Source organism: Billgrantia tianxiuensis (assembly GCF_009834345.1).
Lineage (GTDB): Bacteria > Pseudomonadota > Gammaproteobacteria > Pseudomonadales > Halomonadaceae > Halomonas > Halomonas tianxiuensis.
On record NZ_CP035042.1, the window covers coordinates 3651193 to 3669829 of the forward strand.

16 protein-coding genes and 1 pseudogene are annotated in these 18637 nt (G+C 66.9%); 13 read left to right on the top strand and 4 right to left on the bottom strand.

The features are described 5' to 3' along the window. Positions 1-323: 323 nt before the first annotated feature. From EKK97_RS17055 to EKK97_RS17115, 13 genes are all read left to right on the top strand, one after another. Positions 324-2480: a bifunctional salicylyl-CoA 5-hydroxylase/oxidoreductase gene (locus tag EKK97_RS17055; protein ID WP_236551266.1), complete on the top strand. Its 2157-nt coding sequence runs from the start codon at positions 324-326 to the stop codon at positions 2478-2480. A gap of 2 nt (positions 2481-2482) precedes the next feature. Continuing rightward, positions 2483-3238, top strand: a complete 756-nt coding sequence (locus tag EKK97_RS17060; RefSeq protein ID WP_159553681.1) for an SDR family NAD(P)-dependent oxidoreductase — start codon at positions 2483-2485, stop codon at positions 3236-3238. Beyond that, positions 3235-3705: a MarR family winged helix-turn-helix transcriptional regulator gene (locus tag EKK97_RS17065; RefSeq protein ID WP_159553683.1), complete on the top strand. Its 471-nt coding sequence runs from the start codon at positions 3235-3237 to the stop codon at positions 3703-3705. Before EKK97_RS17060 ends, EKK97_RS17065 begins: the two co-directional genes overlap by 4 nt. After that, complete coding sequence (locus tag EKK97_RS17070) at positions 3702-4511, top strand: enoyl-CoA hydratase family protein (RefSeq protein WP_159553685.1); 810 nt, start codon at positions 3702-3704, stop codon at positions 4509-4511. The genes EKK97_RS17065 and EKK97_RS17070 overlap by 4 nt, the downstream gene beginning before the upstream one ends. Then, entirely contained in the window at positions 4511-5662 is a 1152-nt protein-coding gene (locus tag EKK97_RS17075; protein ID WP_159553687.1) for an acyl-CoA dehydrogenase family protein, read from the top strand. Before EKK97_RS17070 ends, EKK97_RS17075 begins: the two co-directional genes overlap by 1 nt. A gap of 224 nt (positions 5663-5886) precedes the next feature. Continuing rightward, positions 5887-7518: a benzoate-CoA ligase family protein gene (locus EKK97_RS17080; protein WP_159553689.1), complete on the top strand. Its 1632-nt coding sequence runs from the start codon at positions 5887-5889 to the stop codon at positions 7516-7518. A gap of 145 nt (positions 7519-7663) precedes the next feature. After that, positions 7664-8806 (top strand): ABC transporter substrate-binding protein, encoded by a 1143-nt coding sequence (locus EKK97_RS17085; RefSeq protein WP_159553691.1) that lies wholly within the window; start codon positions 7664-7666, stop codon positions 8804-8806. Between the two features lie 60 nt (positions 8807-8866). After that, positions 8867-9781: a branched-chain amino acid ABC transporter permease gene (locus EKK97_RS17090; RefSeq protein ID WP_159553692.1), complete on the top strand. Its 915-nt coding sequence runs from the start codon at positions 8867-8869 to the stop codon at positions 9779-9781. After that, positions 9774-10820, top strand: a complete 1047-nt coding sequence (locus tag EKK97_RS17095; protein WP_159553694.1) for a branched-chain amino acid ABC transporter permease — start codon at positions 9774-9776, stop codon at positions 10818-10820. The genes EKK97_RS17090 and EKK97_RS17095 overlap by 8 nt, the downstream gene beginning before the upstream one ends. Beyond that, complete coding sequence (locus EKK97_RS17100) at positions 10813-11556, top strand: ABC transporter ATP-binding protein (protein WP_159553696.1); 744 nt, start codon at positions 10813-10815, stop codon at positions 11554-11556. Before EKK97_RS17095 ends, EKK97_RS17100 begins: the two co-directional genes overlap by 8 nt. 1 nt (position 11557) lies before the next feature. Continuing rightward, a complete protein-coding gene (locus tag EKK97_RS17105; protein WP_159553698.1) occupies positions 11558-12238 on the top strand; it encodes an ABC transporter ATP-binding protein in 681 nt (226 codons plus the stop codon). Between the two features lie 12 nt (positions 12239-12250). Further along, entirely contained in the window at positions 12251-12664 is a 414-nt protein-coding gene (locus EKK97_RS17110; protein ID WP_159553700.1) for an acyl-CoA thioesterase, read from the top strand. A gap of 4 nt (positions 12665-12668) precedes the next feature. Beyond that, the gene (locus EKK97_RS17115) at positions 12669-13082 is read left to right on the top strand and encodes a RidA family protein (protein ID WP_159553702.1); all 414 of its coding nucleotides are present in this window, start codon (positions 12669-12671) and stop codon (positions 13080-13082) included. Here EKK97_RS17115 and EKK97_RS17120 read toward each other — a convergent pair whose 3' ends face one another. The 4 genes and pseudogenes from EKK97_RS17120 to EKK97_RS17135 all read right to left on the bottom strand — a co-directional run bounded on the left by EKK97_RS17120 (position 13083) and on the right by EKK97_RS17135 (position 18636). Next, positions 13083-13934 carry an alpha/beta hydrolase gene (locus tag EKK97_RS17120; RefSeq protein WP_159553704.1) on the bottom strand — a complete coding sequence of 284 codons (852 nt, stop codon included), beginning with the start codon at positions 13932-13934 and terminating at the stop codon, positions 13083-13085. Positions 13935-13970: 36 nt separating this feature from the next. Beyond that, a complete protein-coding gene (locus EKK97_RS17125) occupies positions 13971-14522 on the bottom strand; it encodes a disulfide bond formation protein B (protein WP_159553706.1) in 552 nt (183 codons plus the stop codon). Beyond that, entirely contained in the window at positions 14519-16138 is a 1620-nt protein-coding gene (gene gshA, locus EKK97_RS17130; protein WP_159553708.1) for a glutamate--cysteine ligase, read from the bottom strand. The genes EKK97_RS17125 and gshA overlap by 4 nt, the downstream gene beginning before the upstream one ends. A 144-nt stretch (positions 16139-16282) precedes the next feature. Next, positions 16283-18636, bottom strand: a pseudogene (locus EKK97_RS17135) (Tex family protein). Position 18637: the final 1 nt, after the last annotated feature.

The following is an 18637-nucleotide window of genomic DNA, read 5'->3' on the forward strand; positions in this document are numbered from 1 at the left end:
AAGCCTGTTCCAGCTCGGCCCACCGAGCTTCGAGTTGGAAGCCCCAGACTCGCCGTTGCCACCCTGGCTGTCAATCCTTGGAGCAACGAAAATTCACTTCAAGCCGATAAAGTTCAAGCTTGAAATTTTAAGCTTGAAGTAATTCACGACAGCGTCTAGCCTGAACTTCATACAACAACGATACGGTTTCCAGCCATGAGAATCGCCTGCCTCGGCGGAGGCCCCGCCGGTCTCTACTTCGCCATCAGCATGAAGCGCCGCGACCCCTCCCACGAGATCGTGGTGATCGAGCGCAACCGCCCGACGACACCTTCGGCTGGGGCGTGGTGCTCTCCGACGAGACGCTGGACAACCTCGCCGCCAACGACGCCGAGAGCGCCGCGCGCATCCGCGAGCACTTCGCCTACTGGGACGACATCGCCGTGATCCACGACGGCGTGCGCACCGTCTCCACCGGCCACGGCTTCTGCGGCATCGGCCGCCATCGGCTGTTGCTCCTGCTGCAGGAGCGCGCCCGAGAGCTGGGCGTCGAGCTGCGCTTCGAGACCGATGTACCCGAAGAGCGCATCGACGAACTGCGCCGTGAATTCGACCTGGTGCTGGCCGCCGATGGCCTCAACTCGCGCACCCGCCAGCGCTATGCCGAGCATTTCGAGCCCGACATCGAGGTGCGCGCCTGCAAGTTCGTCTGGCTCGGCACCCACCAGACCTTCGACGACGCCTTCACCTTCATCTTCGAGAAGACCGAGCACGGCTGGGTGTGGGCTCACGCCTACCAGTTCGATGCCGACACCGCGACCTTCATCGTCGAGTGCAGCGAGCCCACCTGGCGCGCCTTCGGCTTCGGCGAGATGAGCAAAGAGGAGTCGATCGCCACCTGCGAGCGGATCTTCGCCAGGCACCTCGGCGGCCATGCGCTGATGAGCAACGCCCACCACATTCGCGGCTCGGCGTGGATCAATTTCCCCCGGGTGCTGTGCGCACGCTGGAGTTACGACAACGTGGTGCTGATGGGCGACGCCGCCGCCACCGCGCACTTCTCCATCGGCTCGGGCACCAAGCTGGCACTGGAGAGCGCCATCGCGCTGGCCGATTACCTGCACAGCGAACCCGACATGGCCAGCGCCTTCGCCCGCTACGAGGAGGAGCGCCGCCTCGAGGTGCTGCGGTTGCAGTCGGCGGCGCGCAACTCCACCGAGTGGTTCGAGCAGGTGGAGCGCTACCTGGATCTCGACCCGGTGCAGTTCAACTACTCGCTGCTGACCCGCTCCCAGCGCATCAGCCACGAGAACCTGCGCCTGCGCGATCCGGCATGGCTCGAGAGCGCCGAGCGCTGGTTCCAGGCCCAGGCCGGCAACGAGGGCAGCGCGCGAGCGCCGATGTTCGCCCCCTACCGACTGCGCGACATGCAGCTCGTCAATCGCGTGGTGGTCTCGCCCATGGCCCAGTACAAGGCGGTGGACGGTTGCCCCACCGACTGGCACTTCGTGCACTACGCCGAGCGCGCCAAGGGCGGCGCCGGGCTGGTCTACATCGAGATGACCTGCGTCTCGCCGGAGGGGCGCATCACGCCGGGCTGCCCGGGGCTCTATGCGCCCGAGCATGAGGCAGCATGGAAACGGCTGTGCGACTTCGTCCATGTCGAAACTCCCGCCAAGCTGTGTGCGCAGATCGGCCACTCCGGGCCCAAGGGCTCGACCCAACTCGGCTGGCAGGAGATGGACGCGCCACTGCCCAAGGGCAACTGGCCAACCATGGCGGCCTCCGCCGTGCCCTGGTCGGCGCGCAACCAGGTGCCCAAGGCGATGGACCGCGCCGACATGGACCGGGTGCGCGACGAATTCGTCGCTGCCGCGCAGATGGCCGAGCGCGCCGGCTTCGACATGCTCGAGGTGCATGCCGCCCACGGCTATCTGCTGTCGTCGTTCATCACGCCGCTGACCAACCGCCGCAACGACGAGTATGGCGGCTCGCTGACGAACCGCATGCGCTACCCGCTGGAGGTGATCCGCGCGGTGCGCGCCGCCTGGCCAGCCCACAAGCCGCTCTCGGTGCGCATCTCGGCCAACGACTGGGTCGGCGACGAGGGCGTCACGCCCGATGAGGCGGTCGAGATCGCCCGCCTGCTCCAGGCCGCCGAGGTCGACATTGTCGACGTCTCCGCCGGGCAGACCTCGACCCGGGCGCGGCCGGTCTACGGACGCATGTTCCAGACGCCCTTCTCGGACCGCATCCGCAACGAGACCGGCATGGCCACCATGGCGGTGGGCAACATCTATCAGGCCGACCACGTCAACTCGATCCTGATGGCCGGTCGCGCCGACCTGGTGTGCCTGGCCCGCCCTCACCTGGCCGATCCCTACTGGACGCTGCACGCCGCCGCTGGCATCCAGGACCGCGAATGCAACTGGCCGGCCCCCTACCGCGCCGGGCGCGACCAGCTGCAACGCCTGGCCGAGCGCGGCGAAGGGTGGGTATGACCATGAGCACGACCATACAGCCCCTCGACGGCAAGCGCGCGGTGATCACCGGCGGCGGCAGCGGCATCGGCGCCGACATGGCGCTGGCCTTTGCCGAGGCCGGCGCCGATGTCGTCATTACCGGGCGCCGTAGCGCACCGCTCGAGGATGTGGCCGGCCGTCACCCCGCCATCGCCTTCGAGATCGCCGATGTCACCTGCGAGACTGACATGGTCGCCCTATTCGAGCGCCTGGGCGAGGTCGATATCGTGATCGCCAATGCCGGGGCCGCCGAGAGCGCGTCGCTGGCCAGGACCGGGCTCGAGCAGTGGCAGCGCATGCTGGAGGTCAACCTGACCGGCGCGTTCCTGACCCTGCGCGAGGGCTTGAAACACCTGCGCGAGGGCGGCCGGCTGATCGCCGTGGCCTCCACCGCCGGGCTCAAGGGCTACCCCTACGTGGCGCCCTACTGTGCCGCCAAGCACGGAGTGGTGGGCCTGGTGCGCGCCCTGGCCCAGGAAGTGGCGGGGCGCAACATCACCGTCAACGCGCTGTGCCCCGGCTTTACCGAGACCCCATTGCTGGAGGAGAGCATCGCCACCATCGTGGCCAAGACAGGCCAGAGCCCCGAGCAGGCCCGCGCCCACCTGCAATCGACCAATCCCAGCGGCCGGCTGATCCAGCCCGCAGAGGTCACTGCAACCGCGCTGTGGCTGTGCGGCCCGCATAGCGGTGCCATCCACGGCCAGGCGATCTCCATCTCGGGAGGCGAGACATGACGGCGCCACAGTTGAAACCGGAAACCCTGAGCAAGGAGCGCCTGCGCCTGTGGTTGCGCATGCTGCGGGTCACGCGCCAGGTCGAGGCGGCGCTGCGCGAGAAGCTGCGCCTCGAGTTCGACTCCACCCTGCCGCGCTTCGACGTCATGGCGGCACTTTTCCGCGAACGCGAGGGGCTCAAGATGAACGAACTCTCCAAGCGGCTGCGCGTCTCCAACGGCAACGTCACCGGCATCGTCGATCGCCTGGCCGAGGATGGCCTGGTCGAGCGCATCGCCATCGAGGGCGACCGCCGCGCCACCCGGGTACGTCTCACTCCCGCCGGGTGCGACGCCTTCACCGTCATGGCGCAGGCTCACGAGGGTTGGGTCAACGAACTGCTGGATGGCGTCGATGCGGAGGACGCTCACCACATCGGCGAGCTGCTGCACGGCTTGCCGGCCGACACGGGAGCACAACAACGATGAAACTGGCCGACCTGACACCCAGGCATTTCCTGTGGCGCATGGAGGGCGAGGTGGCGGTGATCCGCCTCGACCGCCCCGAGCGCAAGAACCCGCTCACCTTCGACAGCTATGCCGAGCTGCGCGACACCTTTCGCGACCTGGCCTACGCCGAGGATGTGAAAGCCGTGGTGTTTGCCGCCAACGGCGGCAACTTCTGCTCCGGCGGCGACGTCCACGAGATCATCGCCCCGCTGGTCGGGCGTGACATGAAGGGCCTGCTCGAATTCACCCGCATGACCGGCGACCTGGTCAAGGCGATGATCCACTGCGGCAAGCCGGTGATCAGCGCGGTGGACGGCGTCTGCGTCGGTGCCGGCGCGATCATCGCCATGGCCTCGGACATCCGCTTCGCCACGCCCCAGGCCAGTACCGCCTTCCTTTTCACCCGGGTGGGCCTGGCCGGCTGCGACATGGGCGCCTGCGCCATGCTACCGCGCATCATCGGCCAGGGCCGTGCCGCCGACCTGCTCTACAGCGGGCGCAGCATGAGCGCGGAAGAGGGCCATCAATGGGGTTTCTACAATCGCCTGGTACCGGAACCGGAGCTGGAAGCCGAAGCCATCGCCTATGCCACCCGCCTGGCCCAGGGGCCGACCTTCGCCCACGGCATCACCAAGACCCAGCTCAACCAGGAGTGGTCGATGAGCCTGGAGCAGGCCATCGAGGCCGAGGCACAGGCCCAGGCGATCTGCATGCAGACCCGCGATTTCGAGCGCGCCTACCGCGCCTTCGCCGCCAAACAGAAGCCGGTCTTCGAGGGGGATTGATGAGCGACACGAGCTTTCTCGACTGGCCGTTCCTCGAGGCCCGCCATCGCGACCTGGCCAAGCATCTGGAGGCGTGGTGCCAGCGCGAGCTGCCCCGCGACCACGCCGACGTCGACGCCACCTGCATCCAACTGGTGCGCGACCTGGGCCAGGCGGGCTTCCTCGAAGGCACCGCGGGGGACGGCATCGACGTGCGCAGCCTGTGCCTGATCCGCGAGACCCTGGCCCGCCACGACGGCCTGGCCGACTTCGCCTTCGCCATGCAGGGCCTGGGCACCGGGGCTATCAGCCTGTTCGGCAGCGCCGAGCAGAAACAGTGGCTGGACAAGACTCGCCGCGGCGAGGCACTGGCCGCCTTTGCCCTGACCGAGCCGCGCTCCGGCTCCGACGTGGCCCAGCTCGATACCGTGGCCGAACGCGACGGCGACCATTATCGGATCAACGGCGAGAAGACCTGGATCTCCAACGGCGGCATCGCCGATGTGTACACCCTGTTCGCCCGCACCGACGAGGCGCCCGGGGCCAAGGGGCTCTCCTGCTTCCTGGTGCCGGCCGATACGCCGGGGCTCGAGATCCGCGAGCGACTGGAGACGATCTCGCCGCACCCATTGGCACGGCTCGGCTTCAATGACATGCGACTGCCGGCGAGCGCCATGATCGGCCAGTCCGGCCAAGGCTTTCGCATCGCCATGGCGGTGCTCGACGTGTTCCGCTCCACGGTGGGTGCCGCGGCGCTGGGCTTCGCCCGCCGCGCGCTGGACGAGTCGCTCGAGCGTGCCAGGAACCGCGAGCTGTTCGGCGCCAGCCTGGCCGACCTGCAGATGGTGCAGGGGCACCTGGCGGAAATGGCGCTGGACGTGGATGCCGCCGCGCTGCTGGTCTATCGCGCCGCCTGGACCAAGGACATGGGCGCCGAGCGGGTCACCCGCGAAGCGGCCATGGCCAAGCTCTACGCCACCGACCGCGCCCAGCAGGTGATCGACAAGGCGGTGCAGTTGCACGGCGGCGACGGCGTGCGCAAGGGCCACATCGTCGAGAGCCTGTATCGCGAGATCCGCGCGCTGCGTATCTACGAAGGCGCCTCGGACGTGCAGAAGATAGTCATCGCCCGCAGCTGTTTGGCACAACAGGACACCGCCCGACACAAATAAAATGATCGGGGAAACGTTGAACAAATCGGCGAGCGAGATGAAGCGCAAGGCGCACGGAGCACAGGAACCGGAGCATATGGGGTATATGTGAGGATTCCGCGCACCGCGCAACGCAGCGATTCACTCGCGCAGGCATTTGTACAGCGTTTCCCAAGCGCCAGACCCGTATCCCCCTGTCGACGCCCCAGGCGCCGAACAACAACAACGATGTACGGAGAATGGTCATGAACACAACGTCGGCCCATGCCGATACCTTCACGCGGGACCGCCTGCCGCCCGCCAACGAATGGCCCGAGCTCCGGCTCGATGGCTTCGACTATCCCGAGCGGCTAAACGCCGCGGTGGAACTCTGCGACCGCTGGGTCGAGCGCGGCCACGCCGAGCGCGTGGCCCTGGTAGGCAACGGGCGCCGACGGACCTATGGCGAATTGGCCGAATGGACCAACCGCCTGGCCCATGCGCTGGTCGACGACCTCGGCGTGCGCCCCGGCCACCGGGTGCTGATACGCTCGGCCAACAACCCAGCCATGGTGGCCTGCTGGCTGGCTGCCACCAAGGCCGGCGCGGTGGTGGTCAACACCATGCCGATGCTGCGCGCAGGCGAGCTGGCCCAGGTCGTCGACAAGGCCGAAGTCGCCGTGGCCCTGTGCGATACCCGCCTGCTCGACGAACTCGAGGCCTGTGCCGCCGAGAGCGCCTTCCTGAAGCGAGTCGTCGGCTTTGACGGCACGGCCAACCACGATGCCGAACTCGACCGCCTGGCGCTCGACAAGCCCAGCCGCTTCGAGGCCGTGGCCACCGCCGCCGATGACGTCGCCCTGCTCGGTTTCACTTCCGGTACCACCGGCAAGCCCAAGGCAACCATGCATTTCCATCGCGACCTGCTGATCATCGCCGACGGCTACGCCCGCGAGGTGCTGCAAGTGAGTGCGGACGACGTCTTCGTCGGCTCGCCGCCTCTGGCTTTCACCTTCGGCCTAGGCGGGCTCGCCATCTTCCCGCTGCGCTTCGGCGCCAGCGCCGTGCTGCTGGAGAAGGCCACGCCACCCAACATGATGGAGATCATCCGCGAGCATCGTGCCACCGTCGTATTTACCGCGCCCACCGCCTATCGCACCATGCTCGCCTCGCTCGAAAACGGTCAGGAACTTGATAGCCTGCGCGTGGCGGTATCCGCTGGCGAGACGCTGCCGGCGCCGATCTATCACGACTGGATCGCCAGGACGGGCAAGCCGATTCTCGATGGCATCGGGGCCACCGAGATGCTGCACATCTTCATCTCCAATCGCCTCGACGACCATCGCCCCGCCTGCACAGGCAAGCCGGTGACCGGCTACGAGGCGAAGATCGTCGATGCCGAGATGAACGAGCTGCCTCGCGGTGAAGTGGGCCGCCTGGCGGTACGCGGCCCGACGGGCTGTCGCTATCTCGACGACGTTCGTCAGCAGGGCTACGTACAAGAAGGCTGGAATATCACCGGCGACGCCTTCGTTCAGGACGAGGCCGGCTATTTCCATTTCGCCGCGCGCAACGACGACATGATCGTCTCGGCCGGCTACAACATCGCCGGCCCCGAGGTTGAGGCCGCCCTGCTCGCCCACGAAGCGGTGGCAGAGTGTGCCGTGATCGGCGCACCGAATGGAGAGCGTGGGCAGATCGTCGAGGCCTTCGTGGTACTGTCTCCCGGGGTCGAACCGGATTCGGACTGTGTCGAGCGGCTGCAGGATTTCGTCAAGCAGCGTATCGCGCCTTACAAGTACCCGCGCTCGATCCGCTTCGTCGAGACGCTGCCGAAGACCGCCACCGGCAAGGTGCAGCGCTTCCGGCTGCGCCAGGAGCACTATCCCGAAAGGTGATTAGCCCGAAAGGTGATTAGCCCGAAAGGTGACGTTCAGCCCAACAGGACGATCCACCTGACGGCAGGGTTTGACGAGCAGCAAGAGCACAAGCGCTGGACACGGCGCCGAAACCACAACAAACGAGAACGAAGAGGGAAAAGCCATGAAGAAGCTAGCCAGTGTTGGCCTTGGCCTGCTGATGACCACCGCCATGGCGGCGGCCCAGGCCCAGGAGGTCAAGATCGGCATGATCACCACCCTGTCGGGCGGCGGCTCGCACCTGGGCGTGGACGTACGCGACGGCTTCCTGCTGGCCATCGAACGCTCCGGCCGCGACGACGTCGAAGTGCTGGTACAGGACGACGGCAACCGGCCGGACCTGGCGCGCAGCCTGTCCAACGAGTTCATGCAGCGCGACAACGTCGACATTCTCACCGGCATCATTTTCTCCAACCTGGCCATGGCGGTGGTACCGGCGGCGGTGCGCCAGGGCACCTTCTACATCTCGCCCAATGCCGGCCCCTCCGACCTGGCCGGGCGCATGTGCCACGAGAACTACTTCAACGCCGCCTACCAGAACGACAATCTGCACGGCGCGATGGGCGCCTACATGCGCGAGCAGGGCTATGAGCGCCCCATCATCATGGCGCCCAATTACCCCGCGGGCACCGACGCCCTGGCCGGCTTCAAGCACCTCTACGAAGGGGAAGTGGTCGACGAGATCTACACCCAGATGGGCCAGACCGACTACGCCGCCGAGATCGCCCAGATCCGCGCCAGCGACGCCGACAGCCTGTTCTTCTTCCTGCCCGGCGGCATGGGCATCTCATTCATGAAGCAGTGGGAGAACTCCGGGGTCGACCTGCCGGTGTTCGGTGCCGCCTTCTCCTTCGACGAGATCATCATCAAGGCGGTGGGTAGCGCGGCCATCGGTGCCATGAACACCTCGCTGTGGGCCTACGACCTCGACAACGAGGCCAACCATGCCTTCGTCGAGGCCTTCCGCGATGCCTACGACCGTACCCCGACCCTCTACGCCGCCCAGGGCTACGACACCGCCAACCTGATCCTGAGCGCCCTGGAAAAGGCCCACCCGGACGACAAGGACGCCTTCCGCGAGGCGCTGCGCGAAGCCGACTTCGACTCGGTACGCGGCAAGTTCCGCTTCGGCCCCAATCATCACCCGATCCAGGACATCTTCGTCCGCGAGGTGGTCGAGGGTGACGACGGCCAGCCGACCAACCGCCTGGTGGGCATCGCCGTGGAAGACATCCAGGACGTCTACCACACCCAGTGCCAGATGTGAGTCCGTACCGCCGGTCCATGGGATCCGGCGGTACCTTTGCCACCCCGCGATGACGATCTTATGACACTACTCATCGAACAGCTCATCAACGGCCTTCAGCTCGGCACCATGCTGTTTCTCATGGCCAGCGGCCTGACCCTGGTGTTCGGCGTGATGGGGCTGATCAACCTGGCGCACGGCTCCTTCTACATGGTCGGTGCCTATGCCACGGCTTCGGTCACCGCCGCCACTGGCTCTTTCTTCATTGGCCTGGCTGCCGGTCTGGCCGCGGCTGCCGCGGTCGGTGCGCTGGTGGAGCTGATCGTGATACGTCGCCTCTACCATCGCCCGCACCTCGACCAGGTGCTGGCTACCTTCGCCCTGATCCTGATCTTCTCCGAGGGCACTCGCTGGCTGTTCGGCTCCTCGCCGCTATGGCTCAACCCTCCGGCACTGCTGTCGGGCTCGGTCACGCTGCCCGGCGGGCTGCGCTATCCCATCTATCGCCTGGTGCTCATCGCCGTGGGCGTGGCCGTGGCGGTCGGCATGTATTTCCTGATCACTCGCACGCGGCTCGGCATGCGCATTCGCGCTGGCGAGAGCGATCGCGAGATGATCGGTGCACTGGGCGTCAATATCGCCCGCTTGTACACCCTGGTGTTTGCCATGGGCGCGGCACTGGCTGGCCTCGCCGGAGCCTTGGTCGGCGCCCTGCAATCGGTCCAGGTGGGCATGGGCGAGCCGGTGCTGATTCTCGCCTTCGTGGTGATCGTGATCGGCGGCATCGGCTCGATCAAAGGGGCGCTGTATGGCGCCATCCTGGTCGGCGTGGTGGATACCCTGGGGCGGGTCTTCCTGCCGCTGTTCTTCCGCCAGTTCATGAGCCCCTCCGAGGCCGCCGGCGTCGGCTCGGCCATTGCCGCCATGCTGATCTACATCCTGATGGCCGTGATTCTCGCCTTCAAACCCAAGGGACTGTTTGCCGCCAATGAATAAGTCCGACACCCCGACCCTCGCTCCCCAGCCCGGCCTGCCGGCGCCTGCGGCCAGCTGGCATGACCGCAAGGGACTGGTGCAGATCGGCCTGCTCGCCGTGCTGCTGCTGGTCCCGCTGGCGGCCTATTTCCTGGGACACATCTACTACGTCAACCTGGCCTCGCGCATCACCCTGGTCGCCATGGCGGCGGTGGGCCTCAACCTGGCCATCGGCTACGGCGGCATGGTGAGCTTCGGTCATGCCGCCTACTTCGGCCTGGGCGGCTACGTGGCCGGCATCAGCGCCTATCACGCCTTCGATTTCACCCCAGTGATCGGCTGGCCGGTCGCCCTCCCCGGCAGCGACAGCATGCTGGCGATCTGGCTCGCGGCGATCCTGCTGTGCGGCCTGCTGGCGCTGGTCATCGGCGCCATCTCGCTGCGCACTACCGGGGTCTACTTCATCATGATCACCCTGGCCTTCGCCCAGATGATCTACTATTTCGCCAACTCCTGGCCCACCTACGGCGGCGAGGACGGCCTGCCGATCTACCTGCGCAATTCGTTGCCGATCATCGATACCAACGATGCCCTGACCTTCTTCCTGATCTGCTTCGGCGGCCTGGTGCTGTCGCTCGCGCTCACCTCGCGCATCATGAAGTCGCGCTTCGGCGCCGCCCTGACCATGGCCCGGCTCAACGACACGCGACTGGCCACCGCCGGCATCGCCCCCTACCCCATCCGCCTGGTGGCCTTCGTCATCTCGGCGATGATCACCGGGCTCGCCGGGGCGCTCTACGCCGATCTCAACGGCTTCGTCAGCCCCACCATGCTGAGCTGGCACATGTCCGGCGAGCTGATGGTGATCGTGATACTCGGCGGCGTGGGGCGGCTCTACGGACCGCTGGCCGGCGCCATCCTGTTCGTGATGATGGAGACCCTGCTGGGCGGGCTGACCGAGTACTGGAAACTGTTCCTCGGCCTGGTGCTGCTGTTCGTGGTGCTGTTCGCCAAGCATGGCGTGATGGGCTGGCTGGCCGGGAGGGAACGCCATGAGTGACGCCGTGCTGACGCTTGCCAACCTCAACAAGCGCTTCGGCGCCCTGCAGGCCACCCGCGACGTCTCGCTGGACCTGTACCCGGGCGAGATTCATGCGCTGATCGGTCCCAACGGCGCCGGCAAGTCGACCCTGATCGGCCAGATCGCCGGCAACCTGAAGCCCGACGCCGGCAGGATCGTGCTGGCCGGCCGCGACATCACCTCCCTCAGCGTGGCCCAGCGGGCCCGGCTGGGGCTGGGCCGCAGCTTCCAGGTCTCGTCGCTGGCCGAGCCGCTGACGGTGAAGCGCAATGTGATGATCGCCGTGCAGGCACTGCAGGGGCACAGCTTCCGCTTCTGGAAGCCGGTGCACCACGACGAGCGCCTGCTGGCGCCGGCCATGGAGGCTCTGGAGCGCATGGCGCTGACGCATCGCACCGACACGCCGGTGGCCGAGCTCTCCCACGGCGAGCGACGCCAGGTGGAGGTGGCCTGTGCCCTGGCACTCAAGCCGCGCGCACTGCTGCTCGACGAGCCCATGGCCGGGCTCGGCCCGGAAGGCTCGGCGCGTCTCACCGAGCTGCTCGAAGCGCTCAAGCACGAGGTGCCGATCCTGCTGATCGAGCACGACATGGACGCCGTGTTCCGCCTGGCCGATCGCATCTCGGTGCTGGTGGCCGGCGGCGTGATCGCCCACGGCGACAGCGCGGCGATCCGCGCCAACCCGCAAGTCCGCGAAGCCTACCTGGGGGACTGAGATGCTCAACGTCACCGCCATTGAAACCTTCTACGGCCCATCCCAGGCTTTGTTCGGCGTCGACCTCAGCGTCCAGCCGGGCGAAATGGTGGCGCTGATGGGACGCAACGGCATGGGCAAGACCACCACCATCCGCTCCATCTTCGGCCTGACCCCGGCGCGCAGCGGCAGCATCACCTTCGAGTCCCACGATCTGCGCCGCCTGCCCTCGTATCGCATCGCCCAGGCCGGGCTCGGGCTCGTTCCCGAGGGGCGCCGCTGTTTTCCCAACCTCTCGGTGCGCGAGAACCTGTTAGTCACTGCACGTCCAGGCCTCTGGAGCCTCGAACGCGTGGAGGCGCTGTTCCCCCGGCTGGCCGAACGGCGCACCCAGATGGCACGAACCCTCTCCGGCGGCGAGCAGCAGATGCTTGCCATCGGTCGCGCGCTGATGACCAATCCCCGCTTGCTGGTGCTCGACGAGGCTACCGAAGGCCTCGCCCCAGTGATCCGCCAGGAGATCTGGGCCGCCATCCGCGAGCTGAAGGCCCAGGGCCAGTCCACGCTGATCGTCGACAAGTCGCTGACCGAGCTGCTGCCGGTGGCCGACCGCTGCACCATTCTGGAGAAGGGGCGCACGGTGTGGACGGGCGAGCCCGATGCGCTCGACGACGCCCTGCGCGACCGTTACCTGGGCGTTTGAGAGGAATCCACCATGCCGTTCACGACCCAGCGCAAGGTGCGTTTCCAGCACTGCGACCCGGCGGGAATCGTCTTCTACCCGCGCTACTACGAGATGCTCAACTCGGTGGTCGAGGACTATTTCGCCGAGCGGGTCGGTCACGACTTCAACCGGCTCCACGTGGAAGCCCGCACTGGCGTGCCCACGGCACATATCGAGACCGACTTTCATGCCCCCAGTCGACTGGGCGACACGCTCACCTTCGAACTGACGCTACGTGACGTCGGCCGCACCAGCCTGACCCTGCGCACCGTGGCCCACTGCAGCGGCGAGCCACGCCTGACCTGCGACTCGACCTTGGTCTACGTCGACCTGGAAAGCGGCCGCCCCCTGCCCTGGCCCGAGGCCATGCGCACTTATTTCGCCAAGGACTGCCAACAAGGATAACCCGATGAACGACCCCGTCTTGCACGAGCTTCTCCACCCCTCCCACTGGAAGGCCGCCGTGGGCTACGCCAACGGCGTGCTCGCCTCCGGCCGCACGATCTTCGTCGGCGGCCAAATCGGCTGGAACGGCGCCCAGGTATTCGAGAGCGACGACTTCGTCGCCCAGGTTCACCAGGCGCTGGCCAACATCGTCGAGGTACTCAACGAGGCCGGCGCCGGCCCTGAGCACGTGGTGCGGCTGACCTGGTACGTCACCGACAAGCAGGAGTACCTGGCCCGGCTCAAGGAGGTGGGTGCAGCCTATCGCGAAGTGATGGGCAAGCACTTCCCGGCCATGACCATGGTGCAGGTGGCCGACTTGATCGAGGATCGGGCGAAGGTGGAGATCGAGGCCACAGCAGTACTGCCTGAGGCCTGATCAGAGACCATGAAAGGCCGCGATACGCTGAACGAAGCGCCCGCCCGGCGCGTAGTGATCCAGGATCGAGAAGTGATCGTCGCCAGGCGTGAGCTCATGGCTGACCGCCACACCATGGGCCTCGAGGTGTTCGGCGTGAGCGTGCAACTGGCGGGCAAACTCGGTGGACTCCTCTTCGCCCGCCACCAGTTGCACCGCTGCGGGCACCCGGCAGGGCAGGAACAGCGGGCTGTAGTCGTTGACGTCGCGGCCGGTGAGCTGCAGCTTGGGCTGCAGCCACGACCAGGGAAAAGGACGCAGATCGTAGAGTCCGCTGATGCATAGCGCCCCCTTGATCATCTCGGCGGGCAGGCCGTACTCCTCCGTCCAGTCGGTGGCCAGCAGCATGGCAGCGAGATGCCCGCCGGCGGAGTGGCCGGAAACGCTCAGGCGCGACGCATCGACGCCTAGCGAGGCGCCATTGCGATACGACCATGCCACGGCGGCACGCGCCTGCCTCACCAGTTCGCCGAATGCCACCTTGGGGCACAGCGCGTAATTGACCACCGCCACGCTGATGCCCGCCGCTACCAGACCCTCGGCAACGAAACCGAACTCACGGTGACCCAGCGAGCGCCAGTAGCCCCCGTGGAAGAACAGGTGCAGCGGCGCCCCCTCGCCCTCGGCGTGGTAGACATCCATGCGTTCGGCGAGTGTCGGCCCGTAGGCGACGTCCTGGGATACACGCAAACGCTTCCGAACCGCTTCGCTGCGAGCCTGCCAGTCGGCCAGCAGCATGGCCGGATCGCGACCGCGCATGGGGTCGTACTCACGGTCGATCGCTTCTTGGGTGGCGAAGTCGCGGTAGAGCATGCGTTTCCTTGTTCTTGTTTTGTCATTTCGCCCCGGTCACGCCGGGCGGTGGCTACCGTTCAGGCTCGAGCGGCACTGGCGAAAGGCGCCCAGCAGGATTCCCAGCGGCGCCAGGGAGAGTACGACGAAGCCGATCAGGGTCCAGCCAGGCAGCGAGATACCCAGCAGCAGGAAATCGATCTCGGCGCACTCACCGGAGCCGGATAACACCATGGCGACCACGTCACGCATGGGCAGGATGTCCATCATGTAGTCGAGACCGGGACCGCAGCTCGGCACCTGGTCCGGCGGCAACGACTGCAGCCACAGGTGACGCCAGGCCACACCGATACCGCCCAGCACTGCGGCCAGCGACAGTCCACCGTAGAGGGCTGCGCCGATACGTCCATGCGGGTTATGGATCGCCGCGACGGCGAACACGGCCGCCGCGGCCAGCACGGCGACCCGCTGGAAGATGCACAGCGGGCAGGGCTCGAGCCCGCCGATGTGCTCCAGGCCCAGGGCGACGGCCATCATCAGGGCGCAGAAGGCCAGTCCGGCCAGACTCCACTGGCGCACGGAGAGGCGTTGCAGTCTCGTTCCGCTCATCGGACGGCTCCCTGGCTGGCCATGGCGACCCGAGGCTCGCTGGCACTGGCAAAGTAGTGATCGAGGAACTCATCGAAGCGCTGGGTATCGGCAGTCTCGATGTCGCGCTGCTGCTGATGCGAGGTCTCGACCATCTGCTCGAAGGTCGCTGCACGCGCCGAATCGATGGCTTCCTGGCGGAACCGCTCGGCATGCTCTCCGGCAATGGCGAGGATGGCCTCGAGGAACTCCTCGCCGGTCTCCTCGAGCCGCGCCAACAGCCGACCGGATGGCGTCAACGACGGATCCTCGAGCCAGGGCTGGAAGGCCGCCACGGCGTCCGCGTGGGGCGCTCCCTCCTCCAGGGAGTCGAGCAGATCGGCCACCTGGGCGATTTCGCCGAGGATTTCGCCGCCCCAGTCGGCCACGGAGCGCTGCCGCCCATCCTGGACCAGCCGGAGTTCGGGATCGCGGCCGCGCTCGACGACCAGGCGTCGGTTGTCGTCCAGTCGATCACACTCTTCGTCGGGGATCCAGGGGCTCTCGGAGAGCAGGCACCACATCATGAAGGCATCGATGAAGCGCAGGCGCGGCTCATCGATGCCCAGCGGCAGGAAGGGGTCGAGATCGAGACAGCGCACCTCGATGTACTCAACGCCGCGTGCCTCGAGCGCCTGGCTCGGTGTTTCGCTGTGCCGGGTGACCCGCTTGGGCCGGATATCGCTGTAGTATTCGTTCTCGATCTGCAGGATGTTGGCGTTGAGCTGCTGCCAGTCGCGGCCATCCGTGACCCCCAGCGCCTCGTAGGCGGGCCAGGGGGTGGAGATGGCGTGGCGCAGGGTGCCCACATAGTTGGAGAGCGAGTTGAAACAGATCTTGAGCTGCGCCTGCACCTTGTTCTGATAGCCGAGGTCGGACATGCGCAGGCTGGTGGCGTAGGGCGACACCAGGGTATCGCGCCCGTGCGCATGCAGCTTGTCGGGAATGTTGCCCTCGGGCAGGAAGCTGCGGTCGAGCGCCGGCGAGGCGCCGAACAGGTAGAGCAGCAGCCAGCTGTGGCGACGGAAGTTGCGGATCAGGCCGAAGTAGCGACTCGAACGATAGTCGTCGAGCGACATCTGTGTGGCACCGTCGCGCTCGCGCAGCACTCCCCACAGCTCGTCGGGCAGCGAGACGTTGTAGTGGATGCCGGCGATGGCCTGCATGATCCGGCCGTAGCGGACGTCCAGCCCCTTGCGGTAGACGTGCTTCATGGTACCAACGTTGGAGCTGCCGTAATCGGCGATGATCACGCTGTCGTTACCGTCGAGCCTGGCCGGCATGCTGGCCGGCCAGATCAGCTCCTCGCCGAGATGGCGATAGCTGAAGCGGTGCAGGTCGGCGAGGAAGTCGAGGGCATCGCCGGGGCGGCAGTAGACCGGCGTGATGTACTCCAGCAGCGCCTCGGAATAGTCGGTGGTGATGTGCGGATGGGTCAGCTTGGAGCCCAGCGCATGGGGATGCGGCGTGGAGGCGATACGCCCCGCGCGATCGACGCGCAACCCCTCCTTCTCCAGGCCGCGGCGCAGACGCCCGAAGCGCCCCCGGGCAGCCAGCCCGGCGAGATGCGAAACGGTGGCAGAATATGAATCAGACAAGGCGTGGACCCCGTGTCTTGGAGGCCTTCATCGGGCCTTCCGATCTAAACGTGCCGGCCGCCCGTGGCGGTCGGAGGTTGCCGACGAGCCCGTCGGCAACCTCATGCGAATGATGTCGAGAGTATGGCGAGTGCTATGCCCGGATCAAGATTTGCCCTTCCTGGCCTTGAGCAGGGCGGCCCCGAGGGCGCCCATCTGGTTCGGCTGGGACTGCTCGCGGGGCGTGCCCTTGCGCTGTGCCTTGCCCTGGCCGCCGCGCCGTTCGCCCTGGCCAGCACGCGACGATCTGCCGCCCTCGGCCTCGCCGGGCTGGTCGGTCAAGCGCATGGAGAGCCCGATCCGTGCGCGCTCGTGATCCACGCTCATCACCTTGACCTTGACGATGTCGCCGGCCTTGACCACCGAGCGCGGATCCTCGACGAACTTGTCGGAGAGCGCCGAGATGTGTACCAGGCCGTCCTGGTGCACGCCGATGTCGACGAAGGCCCCGAAGTGAGTGACGTTGGTCACGCTGCCCTCGAGGATCATGCCCGGCTCCAGGTCCTTGAGCGTCTCCACGCCCTCGCGGAATTCGGCGGCCTTGAACTCGGGGCGCGGGTCGCGACCCGGCTTGTCGAGTTCCTTGAGAATGTCACTGATGGTGGGCACGCCGAAGCGCTCGTCGGCGAACTCGGCCGGCTTGACCGCCTTCAGTGTGGCGCTGTCGCCGATCAGGCTGGCTACCGGGCGACCGCTGCGAGCGGCGATGCGTTCCACCACCGGGTAGGCCTCGGGGTGCACGGCGCTGGCATCGAGCGGGTTCTCGCCATTCATGATGCGCAGGAAGCCCGCGCACTGTTCGAAGGTCTTGGGGCCCAGGCGGCTGACGTCGAGCAACTGCTGGCGGCTACGGAAGGCACCCTCGGCGTTGCGCCGCGCGACGATGTTTTCGGCCAGCGCCGGATTGAGCCCGGCCACCCGCGACAACAGCGCGCTGGAGGCCGTGTTGAGGTCGACCCCCACGGCATTGACGCAGTCCTCGATCACCGCCTCCAGGCTCTTCGATAGCTGCAGCTGCGAGACGTCATGCTGGTACTGGCCTACGCCGATGGACTTGGGCTCGATCTTGACCAGCTCCGCCAGCGGGTCCTGCAGGCGACGGGCAATGGAGACCGCCCGCGAATGGTGACGTCGAGCTCGGGCAGCTCGCGGGCTGCGTATTCGGAAGCCGAGTAGACCGAGGCGCCGGCCTCGCTGACCATCACCTTGGAGAGCGCTTTTCGTCCGGCGAAGGCCTTGACCAGCTCGCCGGCCAGCTTGTCGGTCTCGCGGCTGGCGGTGCCGTTGCCCACGGCGACCAGCGCCACGTCGTGCTTTTCCACCAGCCTGGCGAGCTGGGCCAAGGACTCGTTCCAAGCGTTGCGGGGCGCATGAGGAAAGATCGTGGCGTGCTCGAGGAACTGGCCGGTGGGATCCACCACCGCCACCTTGCAGCCGGTGCGTAGGCCCGGGTCGATGGCCAGCGTCGCCTTCTGCCCCGCCGGGGCGGCCAGCAGCAGGTCCTTGAGGTTGGCGGCGAAGACCTCGATGGCCTCGAGCTCGGCACGTTCGCGCAGGCGTCCCATCAGCTCAGTCTCGAGATGGGTATAGAGCTTGACCCGCCAGGTCCAGCGCACCACGTCGGCCAGCCACTTGTCGGCGGCGCGGCCTTCGTCACGAATATCGAAGTGCCTGGCGATGGCCACCTGGGCGGGGTGGATCGGCGCCTCGTCCTCGCCGGGCAGGCGGATGGCCAGCGTCAGCACACCCTCGTTGCGACCGCGGAACATCGCCAGCGCCCGGTGTGAAGGCACCTTGGCCAGCGGCTCGTCGTGTTCGAAATAGTCGGAGAACTTGGCGCCTTCACGCTCCTTGCCTTCGAGCAACCGTGCGCTGAGTTCCCCCTCTTTCCACAGCCGCTCGCGCAACGCACCGACCAGTTCGGGGTCCTCGGCGAAGCGCTCCATCAGGATCTGACGCGCGCCGTCCAGCGCCGCCTTGGCATCCTCGATGGCCGGGATGTCACCCTCGGCGGGGCGAAGATACTGGGCCGCTTCTACCTCGGGGTCGAGGGTGGGATCGGTCAGCAGCGCATCGGCCAGCGGCTCGAGGCCCGCCTCGCGAGCGATCTGAGCCTTGGTGCGGCGCTTCTTCTTGTAGGGCAGGTAGAGATCTTCCAGGCGCTGCTTGGTATCGGCGGCCTGGAGCTGCCTCTCGAGCTCCGGGGTCAGCTTGCCCTGTTCGTCGATGGCGGCGAGCACGGCGGCACGGCGCTCTTCTAGCTCGCGCAGGTAACGCAGGCGTTCGTCGAGGTTACGCAGTTGGGTATCGTCGAGCCCACCGGTGACCTCCTTGCGGTAGCGGGCGATGAAGGGCACGGTGGCGCCACCGTCGAGCAGTTCCACGGTGGCTGACACCTGCTGCGGGCGAACGGCGAGTTCCTCGGCGAGGCGCGAAATGATCCGGGTCGTGGCGTCCATG

Excerpts from the sequence above, each read along its gene's own strand:
- EKK97_RS17125 (WP_159553706.1), bottom strand. The coding sequence starts at position 14,522 with ATGAGCGGAACGAGACTGCAACGCCTCTCCGTGCGCCAGTGGAGTCTG.
- EKK97_RS17120 (WP_159553704.1), bottom strand. The coding sequence starts at position 13,934 with ATGCTCTACCGCGACTTCGCCACCCAAGAAGCGATCGACCGTGAGTAC.
- EKK97_RS17095 (WP_159553694.1), top strand. The coding sequence starts at position 9,774 with ATGAATAAGTCCGACACCCCGACCCTCGCTCCCCAGCCCGGCCTGCCG.
- EKK97_RS17065 (WP_159553683.1), top strand. The coding sequence starts at position 3,235 with ATGACGGCGCCACAGTTGAAACCGGAAACCCTGAGCAAGGAGCGCCTG.
- EKK97_RS17105 (WP_159553698.1), top strand. The coding sequence starts at position 11,558 with ATGCTCAACGTCACCGCCATTGAAACCTTCTACGGCCCATCCCAGGCT.
- EKK97_RS17080 (WP_159553689.1), top strand. The coding sequence starts at position 5,887 with ATGAACACAACGTCGGCCCATGCCGATACCTTCACGCGGGACCGCCTG.
- EKK97_RS17110 (WP_159553700.1), top strand. The coding sequence starts at position 12,251 with ATGCCGTTCACGACCCAGCGCAAGGTGCGTTTCCAGCACTGCGACCCG.
- EKK97_RS17100 (WP_159553696.1), top strand. The coding sequence starts at position 10,813 with ATGAGTGACGCCGTGCTGACGCTTGCCAACCTCAACAAGCGCTTCGGC.
- EKK97_RS17090 (WP_159553692.1), top strand. The coding sequence starts at position 8,867 with ATGACACTACTCATCGAACAGCTCATCAACGGCCTTCAGCTCGGCACC.
- EKK97_RS17075 (WP_159553687.1), top strand. The coding sequence starts at position 4,511 with ATGAGCGACACGAGCTTTCTCGACTGGCCGTTCCTCGAGGCCCGCCAT.
- EKK97_RS17115 (WP_159553702.1), top strand. The coding sequence starts at position 12,669 with ATGAACGACCCCGTCTTGCACGAGCTTCTCCACCCCTCCCACTGGAAG.
- EKK97_RS17085 (WP_159553691.1), top strand. The coding sequence starts at position 7,664 with ATGAAGAAGCTAGCCAGTGTTGGCCTTGGCCTGCTGATGACCACCGCC.
- EKK97_RS17070 (WP_159553685.1), top strand. The coding sequence starts at position 3,702 with ATGAAACTGGCCGACCTGACACCCAGGCATTTCCTGTGGCGCATGGAG.
- EKK97_RS17060 (WP_159553681.1), top strand. The coding sequence starts at position 2,483 with ATGAGCACGACCATACAGCCCCTCGACGGCAAGCGCGCGGTGATCACC.